Origin of the sequence: Streptomyces sp. NPDC090442 (assembly GCF_044769405.1) — a bacterium.
Taxonomy (GTDB): domain Bacteria; phylum Actinomycetota; class Actinomycetes; order Streptomycetales; family Streptomycetaceae; genus Streptomyces.
On the sequence record NZ_JBIVXW010000091.1, the window covers coordinates 25,792 to 33,024 of the forward strand.

Annotated in this window: 9 protein-coding genes and 1 tRNA gene; 4 read left to right on the top strand and 6 right to left on the bottom strand. The window is 67.4% G+C overall.

Annotated features, from left to right (window positions below; translation table 11 throughout):
• Positions 1-45 precede the first annotated feature (45 nt).
• Positions 46-366, bottom strand: a complete 321-nt coding sequence (locus tag ACIQU6_RS39235; protein WP_403486533.1) for a transcriptional regulator — start codon at positions 364-366, stop codon at positions 46-48.
• A 121-nt stretch (positions 367-487) separates the two neighbouring features.
• Between ACIQU6_RS39235 and ACIQU6_RS39240 the strand changes: the two genes are divergently transcribed.
• Positions 488-1,165 carry a DNA/RNA non-specific endonuclease gene (locus ACIQU6_RS39240; RefSeq protein ID WP_403486534.1) on the top strand — a complete coding sequence of 226 codons (678 nt, stop codon included), beginning with the start codon at positions 488-490 and terminating at the stop codon, positions 1,163-1,165.
• Between the two features lie 94 nt (positions 1,166-1,259).
• On the opposite strand, the gene ACIQU6_RS39245 is transcribed toward ACIQU6_RS39240, so the two are convergent.
• The 3 genes from ACIQU6_RS39245 to ACIQU6_RS39255 form a co-directional block, all read right to left on the bottom strand.
• Positions 1,260-1,333, bottom strand: a tRNA-Met gene (locus tag ACIQU6_RS39245).
• A gap of 94 nt (positions 1,334-1,427) precedes the next feature.
• Positions 1,428-2,207 carry a class I SAM-dependent methyltransferase gene (locus ACIQU6_RS39250; RefSeq protein WP_403486535.1) on the bottom strand — a complete coding sequence of 260 codons (780 nt, stop codon included), beginning with the start codon at positions 2,205-2,207 and terminating at the stop codon, positions 1,428-1,430.
• 288 nt (positions 2,208-2,495) lie between these two features.
• The gene (locus tag ACIQU6_RS39255; RefSeq protein ID WP_403486536.1) at positions 2,496-3,212 is read right to left on the bottom strand and encodes an enoyl-CoA hydratase/isomerase family protein; all 717 of its coding nucleotides are present in this window, start codon (positions 3,210-3,212) and stop codon (positions 2,496-2,498) included.
• 128 nt (positions 3,213-3,340) lie between these two features.
• Between ACIQU6_RS39255 and ACIQU6_RS39260 the strand changes: the two genes are divergently transcribed.
• The gene (locus tag ACIQU6_RS39260) at positions 3,341-3,700 is read left to right on the top strand and encodes a winged helix-turn-helix transcriptional regulator (protein ID WP_403486537.1); all 360 of its coding nucleotides are present in this window, start codon (positions 3,341-3,343) and stop codon (positions 3,698-3,700) included.
• A 15-nt stretch (positions 3,701-3,715) separates the two neighbouring features.
• Here ACIQU6_RS39260 and ACIQU6_RS39265 read toward each other — a convergent pair whose 3' ends face one another.
• Complete coding sequence (locus ACIQU6_RS39265) at positions 3,716-4,330, bottom strand: CGNR zinc finger domain-containing protein (protein WP_403486538.1); 615 nt, start codon at positions 4,328-4,330, stop codon at positions 3,716-3,718.
• A 199-nt stretch (positions 4,331-4,529) separates the two neighbouring features.
• Between ACIQU6_RS39265 and ACIQU6_RS39270 the strand changes: the two genes are divergently transcribed.
• Positions 4,530-5,408 carry an NAD(P)-dependent oxidoreductase gene (locus ACIQU6_RS39270; protein WP_403486539.1) on the top strand — a complete coding sequence of 293 codons (879 nt, stop codon included), beginning with the start codon at positions 4,530-4,532 and terminating at the stop codon, positions 5,406-5,408.
• A gap of 47 nt (positions 5,409-5,455) precedes the next feature.
• On the opposite strand, the gene ACIQU6_RS39275 is transcribed toward ACIQU6_RS39270, so the two are convergent.
• On the bottom strand, positions 5,456-6,130 hold the full coding sequence (locus ACIQU6_RS39275) for a methyltransferase domain-containing protein (RefSeq protein ID WP_403486540.1): 675 nt from the start codon (positions 6,128-6,130) through the stop codon (positions 5,456-5,458).
• A gap of 373 nt (positions 6,131-6,503) precedes the next feature.
• Here ACIQU6_RS39275 and ACIQU6_RS39280 point away from each other — a divergent pair, with 373 nt between their 5' ends.
• The gene (locus ACIQU6_RS39280; protein WP_403486541.1) at positions 6,504-7,007 is read left to right on the top strand and encodes a GNAT family N-acetyltransferase; all 504 of its coding nucleotides are present in this window, start codon (positions 6,504-6,506) and stop codon (positions 7,005-7,007) included.
• Positions 7,008-7,233 lie beyond the last annotated feature (226 nt).

Genomic DNA, 7,233 nt, shown 5'->3' on the forward strand with positions numbered 1-7,233 from the left:
TCTCGTCGTAACTCGTCGCTACGCCCGGCGGTTTCAACTGGTCGCTCAGGCACCCGAGTTGGTGTCCTGGTCGGGCTCACGCCGGAGTAGCCGCTGAAGTGCCGCGACGTGTCGGCTGTAGCGGGTCTGACCCAGCGGGGTCATGCGGAACCAGGTGCGCGGACGCCGCCCGACCCCACCCTTGCGGATCTCGATGTAGCCCGCGTCCTCCAAGGCGTGGCTGTGCTTGGACACCATCGAATCGCTGAGCCCCGTCGCCTCCCGAACCGCGCGGAGACATCGTCCAGGCTCAGAAGCACCTGTTCGACGGTGCACAAGCCGGTGCTCATGGCGCGATCCCCTCACTCCCAGGCGGACTTCGGCCATCGTTCAGGAGTTCTACTCCGCCGTTATTTCGAACTGGTTGCCTGAGGTGGGCCAGGTTCCGGGATCGGCGGTCGCGACCACCGCGGCTGTCCTTCCCGGCCGTTGACCTCTGGAGGCACCCATGACCGGATCGTCGTCACCCTCGTTCCACTCCTGTCCGCGCCGGCATCTGCGCCGCATCTTGGCGGTGTTCGGAGCGGCAGGTGTCGTGACCACCCTGCTCTCCGTCCCCGCGGCGACCGCGGCCCCCTCCGTCAAGGCGGACTACCCGTGTGAGCGGTACCTGAAGGCATGGGCAGGCAAGACGGTGGTGTCGCGGTGGAAGTTCCACATCGACGCCAACGGGCGGCCGGACCGGGCGATCGCCGACTCGCTGTCGGCGGGGACCTCGCCCCGCAGTCAGTGCGAGACCACCGTGGGTGGCTGGGGAGGCGGCGGCTACGACGGCGGCCACCTGATAGCCAGCACCCTCAAGGGTGTCAGCAAGCGCATCAACCTCGTGCCGATGAAGGCTTCGATAAACCGCGGGATCTACAAGAAGGTCGAGGGAGCGGCGAAAAAGTGCCTCTCCACCTTGGGGAAGAAGGACAAGATCTCCTACAACGTCTCCGTCGGCTACCCCGATCCGAAGTCGGTCGTCCCGCGCGACATGACGGTCGCGATGACGGTGAAGAAGGGTACGGGGAAGAAGGACTTCAAGCTCACCATCCCCAACCAGAACATCTCCCCGCAGAAGGAAGCCGCGCTGAAGAAGCAGCTCAACAACGGCCTCAAGGCCGCCGGTTGTCCGACGGTCTGACGCGCGCGGCCCGAGCGGCCCCGGGAGCGGATCCGAGGGGACTCCGTACGTAGTGAGGGCCCGGTGGAAGAATCCACCGGGCCCTCACATCAAGTAGCGGGGACAGGATTTGAACCTGCGACCTCTGGGTTATGAGCCCAGCGAGCTACCGAGCTGCTCCACCCCGCGTCGGCATACTGAACTCTACGGCACTGTGCGGGATTGACCGAATCGGCAGTTCACGGCCAAGGCACACAGCGTCCCGGCACTGCCTGACACAGGCTCACCCGGCGCGCTGTCCGACACGGAGTTCGCTCAGATAACGGCGTGCTACGTGGTCGTCCATCCGCGTGCGGATGCGTTCGGCGATGGCATCGAGCAGGGGCTCTCGTACGTCGCGGTCGAGCTTGCGGTACAGCGATGTCGAGCGGAGGAGGTCGGCGAAGCCGTCCCCGTTGAACCACTGAACGGTCGGGTACCAGCGCACGATCGTCGGGCCGAAGAGGCCGCCGGGATCGTCGACGAGTCCCCAACCCTCGTTGGTGCTGCGCACGTCGTTCTCAAGCGGCGGATGGCCCCAACCAGGGTTCCCGGGGCAGAAACGCTCGTGGAGGTCGGCGGTCTCGGCGTATACCTCCGGCTCTCCCGGTCGGCGGACAACGACGTTGCCGAGCAGCGCCATCCAGCCTCCGGGACGGAGCACGTCGTGCGCTCGTCGCCAGCCGACCGACGGGTCGACCCAGTGCCACGAAGACGCGGCCACCAGGACGTCGAAGCGTCTGCCGCCGTCGTCCCATTCCTCGAAGGTCGACGTCTCGACTTCGACGTCGCGGAAACCGGCGAGCCGTTCGCGCGCGAGTGCGGCCATCTCCCTGCCTGACTCGACGGCGGTCACCGAGCATCCGAACGCTGCCAGCGAGCGCGTTGCCTGCCCGGTACCGCAACCCACCTCCAACACCGACGACCTTTCGCCCATGCCGGTAACGGTGCCGAGGTCCGCGAACAACTTGTCGGGGTACCCCGGCCGGACCTGGTCATAGAGTCCCGGCACCTCGTTGAACACCCGAGCGAGCTCACGTTGCTTCGGGTGCAGCTTCGGATCATCAGTCACGAGTGCACAAGCTATGCGGTGCATCCACGGGGCGGGTCGACCCGAGGCGAAGCCGAACCGATCAGGGGACGTGCGGGGCTGGCATCCACGCTAGCGTCCACGTGGCCCACAGTCGCACCGCGAACGGCACATGTGACTTCCCGCCATGCTCGAACTGAGGAGTTCCCATGCCCGCAGGAGCAGTTGAGGCTCGCGAAGCGGTCCTGCGCTCACCGCCCTCGCGCCGCTGCATCGGGACAATCACCCGGCGAACCTTCCTGACGAGCCCTGCTGGGTGAGCTTGTCGACCATGGCTTCGAGGTGGCGTTCTCCGTCGCGTGTGTGTGCGCCGGCGGCCAGTGCGGCCCGGGTGAGGCGGGCTGCGACGGGTTCGGTGAAGAGGCGGCCGAAGAGCTCGTTCGCCCTTTGCAGGCCATGAGTGGTGGACTCGGTCGCGGCGTCGACTGCGTCGACCGCTGCGCGAGCGACGCCGGGTGGCAGAGCGGCTATGCGGGCGGCGAGGGTGTCGACGACGTGGTCGAGCTCGGCGCTCGGCACGGCCCGGTTGACCCATCCGATCCGTTCCGCGGTCGCCGCATCGATCAACTGCCAGCCGAGGATGATCTCCAGGGCGCGTGCGCGGCCGACGAGACCGGGCAGGTATGCGGTGCCTCCCGCGCCAGGGATGATGCCCATCCCGCACTCTGTTTGCCCCAGACCGGCGTGCTCCAGCGACGCGAATCGCATGTCCATCGCGGACAGCAGTTCCGCACCGCCACCACGTGCCGGCCCGCGCAGCTTGGCGATGGTGACGTGCGGCAGCGAACGGATGCGCTCGTGAAGCCGCATCATCGGGTTCAGTGACTGGTCTTCCTCTGGCGCGATGGGTAGTTCTCCGAACGAGGCCGGATCGTCGGCCATCGTCATGTCGCCGTGTGCGACGAAGAAGTCCGGGTCCGCGCTGTCGAAGACGATCACCCGGACGTCATCGTTGCTGGACATGGAGTCCGCGAACCGGTCCAGATCAAGCGCTCAGTAGATATCTTTTGTATATCTCGTAGTGGTGATATACCTCAACGAAACCAGGTATCGCGAAGGGAACCGACATGGACGGGACGGAGCTCGATGGCGAGGGGCGTCGCCTGCTCGACCAGCTTTTCGACAAGTGGTCCCTGCTGGTGCTGCATGCGTTGTGCGATCGCCCCCGGCGCTTCAGTGAGCTTCGCCAGCACCTGCCCGCGGTCACGCCGAAGTCATTGACGACATGCCTGCGGCGGCTGGAGCGCAACGGCGTGGTGGAGAGGGTGGTGCTGTCCACGGAGCCGGTGGCGATCGAGTACCGCATCACCCGCCTCGGTCGGAGCCTTGAGTCACCACTGCGCGCCATGCTGGGGTGGGTCGTCGATCACCTCGACACGGTCGAGGCCGCTCGTGCCCACTATGACGAGCAGCGCGACCTCGTCTGACGCCCCGACAGATCGTTACGCAGGGCGGCGCGAGTGTCGCCGGCCATCCCCGCGGCCGTTCGGAACTCCGCAGGCGACGGTCTCACCGTCACCGCTCGCCTCGCCGCCCGCGACTCGGCCTTGCGCGACTCGCTGCGCTCTCTCACGCCCTGCTGCCCGCCGGGCCCGGTGCCGTCGTACCGCATCGCGGTTGGCGCACGCGTGGCAGCAGTAACGTTGTCGTCCGCCCCTGGTGAAGTCCGCGTACACGCGGCCGCATTCCGCCAGCGTGCAGCGGCCGAGGCGGTGCATACCCCGCCCGGTCAGGTGCAGGGCCGTGCCCACACTGACCACCGCCCGGAGCACGGCGCCCAGGCCGAGGCCGTCGTCACGGTAGTGGATGTGCCAACCCCCGTCGGCGTGGTCGGTCACGCGCGGGTGTGCGGAGGCGGAGGCCAGCAACGCGTTGAGCAGGACGGCCCGTTGCTCATCCGTGTCGGCGTCGGCCACGGCCAGCCAGTGCGGGATGAACTCCAGGATTTCCGTCAAGTCCCCCTCGCTCACGGGACGGTCGATGGCCATACCCGCCGCCAGGCATCGCTCGGCGAGTTCCTCGGGAGTGCGCGGCGGCGCGGTTGCGAGCTGGATCATCAGCCGCACGGGATCTTCTCCGTAAGGGTTCTGATGCATAAGGGCATTACAGCACTCTGGAGCGGAACCGCCCGTCGAGGAGGAGGACAGAATGAAGCACCCCGGAACAGCATCTGCAGTCGCAGCCACCACTACAGCTGCAACTGCAGATGCAACTGCAGATGCAACTGCCGCGCAGCGGACACGGACGGCCGTCTCTGTGATCGGACTCGGCGCTATGGGGCGGGAGTTGGCCCGCTGTTTGTTGGCGGCCGGCCATCCGACCACGGTATGGAACCGCACGCCCGCCAAGGCCGAACCGCTCGTCGCGCAGGGGGCGTTACGTGCCCGGACCGTCGCCGAAGCGGTGGCCGCGAGCCCACTGGTGATCGTGTGCGTCCTGGACTGCGATGCCGCCCTGCGGGTCCTGGAGCCGGTCGGGGTGGCGCTCTCCGGACGGGCGTTGGTCAACCTCACCTCAGACACCCCCGAGCGCAACCGTCAGGCAGCCGCATGGGCGGCCGGGCACGGCATCGCGTATCTCACCGGCGCGATGCTGGCGCCGCCCACCCTGCTCGGCAAACCCGAAGCGACCATCCTCTACAGCGGTTCGCGCCGCGCCCACGAAGAGTACGAGACCACGCTCCAGGTCCTGGCCGGCCGGGCCCCCTATCTCGGCCCGGACGCCGGAACCGCCACGGTCTACGACGTAGCCCTCCTCTGCCTCTACTACGCCGGCCTGGCCGGAATGGCCAACGCCTTCGCCCTGGCCGACGTGCAGGGCGTACCGGCCGAGGACCTCGCGCCGCACCTCGACGTCATCCTGGGCCAGTTCCCCTCCATCGGGGCGCGCATGGCCAGGGATGTCGATGCCAGGCACTACTCCAAGGACGCGGACGTCCTCGCGATCCACACCTCGGGCCTTGCCCACATCATCAAGACCTCCCAGGACCACGGCGTCAGCACGGATGTGCTCCGCGCGGTCAAGGGCTTCGTGGACCGGGCGATCGTGGCGGGGTACGGCGACACGGAGTTCGCCAGCGTGGTGGAGGTGCTGCGGGGGAGGGTGCCGGACGGGGCGCCGACCGACGGGCTGTGAGGGCAAGTGCCTGGTGGTCTGTCTGACGGGTAACCCGCTGCAACCCGCTACTCGTTCGTTGGGCGCACGCCTTGGAAGTAGGTCAGCCAGGGCCGGATGTCGCCGTGGCCCACGAGCTCGAAGCCGGCGTCCGTGAGGAGGTCCCCGAGGAGGTCCACTCCGGAGTGCTCCATGGCGTGACCCGCCAACACGTGGACGATGCCGCGGCCGAGACGGCCCGTGGGCGGCCTGAACTCGGCGATGAGCAGGCGTCCGCCCGGCCGCAGTACGCGGTACATCTCGGCCAGGGCTACCGAGCGCAGCTCCTCGGGGAGGTGGTGCAGCATGAGGCTGTTGACCACCACATCCATCGATGCGTCGGGCACGTCCAGTGACTCGGCGGTCCCTTCCCGGTACGTGACCGCGGCGGCGGTGATTCCCTGGTCGAGGCTCTTGCGGCGGGCGTAGGCGAGGACGGATGGCGAGGGGTCGATGCCGAGCATCGTCCCTTCCGCGCCGACGCGTTGGGCCATGGGTCGGGTCAGGCCGCCCGTGCCGCAGCCCACATCGAGGGCACGGTCGCCGGCCTGTGCGCCGCTCAGCGCGGCGAGTTGGGCGAAGGCGCGCCGCCGCCTGCCGGCGAAGCCGATGGCGCTGAACAGTTCGTAGGCGCGGGCCGGGCCGATGGTGACACCTGGGGTGTCGGACCGCGGCGTGCCGTGCAGGAATCTTCCGAGGGCCATGCCTCTCACCTTGCAACTTAGTGACGGCTAAGAATGTAGCTAACTTAGTCGTGACTAAGAAAGCTCGCAAGCCGGGTCGGGTCGGGCTGGGCCGGGCTGGCCTGGTCTGGGCGCGGTAGGTCTGGGACCGGCGGCGATGGCGGCCGCCAGGCCAGGAGTTGGGGTGCGGTGTGGTGGGATGTCAGAGGGTGTGGGAGCCTCGCGGGCGCAGGCGTATGGCGCGATGGCCGGCCGCCAGGCGGGAGAGCCGTGCCCTGATGCTCAACGCGGCGCACTCGTGCGTCATGACGCTGCATCAACTCGTGCTGGGGCCGGGACTGATCATCCAGTTAACCGTTGGATGGAGTCTCTATCGGCCTTGTAGGTTCCTGGCGTGACCTATGGCAGCAGCAAGGTGAGTATTCGACTTGCGGACGCGACGGACGCGGCGGTGATCGCGCGCATCCACATGACCTCTCGGGCTGCGACGATGCCGTACCTGCCTCCGCAGAAGCGCAGCCACGAGCAGGTGACCCGATGGATCGAGGACGTCCTGCTCAGGGAGTGTCGCACCTGGGTCGCGGTACATGGCCCGGAGGTCCTCGGGTACGCAGCCGTTGAGGGCGACATGCTCGAACACCTCTATCTGTGCCCGGACTTCCGCCGTCAAGGCATCGGCACGCTGCTTCTCAACGAGGCCAGGCGGCACAGCTCCGGCGGGTTGTCCCTGCACGTCTTCCAGCAGAACACCGAAGCTCGCGCGTTCTACCGGCATCACGGCTTCACCGTCCTCGACTCCAGTGACGGAAGCCGCAACATGGAGAACCTGCCCGACATGACCCTTCGCTGGCCCCGGACAGTACGCAGTGACCCGCGCCGGGGGAGAGCGCTGACCTGACTGATGCGGTGATGCCGCCTCGGATACCCCTGTTCCATCTCGGATGCCCCTGTTCAGTCTCGGATGCCCCTGTTCCGTCTAGGAGGTTGGATGCTCTCCCGACGAACAGGCATCTGCCGAAAAGGTGGGGATACTGATTTTGGCGTTTCGAGGTGAGTGGCTGGTTTGGGTGGCTGACTGGTAGTCAGTGGTGCGCTATGTCGTTGGTATGCGTTATACGGATGGG